Source organism: Tritonibacter sp. SIMBA_163 (genome assembly GCF_046535935.1).
GTDB classification, from domain to species: Bacteria; Pseudomonadota; Alphaproteobacteria; order Rhodobacterales; family Rhodobacteraceae; genus Epibacterium; species Epibacterium scottomollicae.
The window spans coordinates 1-247 of sequence record NZ_JAWJBP010001027.1; the positions used below are offsets into that span (position 1 = coordinate 1).

The window sequence follows — 247 nt, forward strand, 5'->3', positions numbered from 1 at the left end:
CAATGCGGTGATCCAAACTCTGCTTCCATCTCATATAATGCTTCTACCGTTCCCTGAGCATTGAGACGGTATAAATTCCACCAATTATTCCGATCCGAGACAAAATACAATTGTCCATCAGGCGACCATAGAGGATGACAAACGGCTTCGTCTTTTCCGCCAGCAATGACTTTAATATCACTGACACTTCCATCAGCATTCACGGTTCCCACACAAAGTTCCGTATCATCCCAAGGCATATTGGGAT

General features: G+C 44.5%; 1 protein-coding gene. It reads right to left on the reverse strand.

Going from position 1 to position 247, the window contains the following annotated elements:
* On the reverse strand, positions 1-247 hold a 247-nt coding region (locus R0J92_RS25450), incomplete at both ends, for a TolB family protein (RefSeq protein ID WP_411053735.1).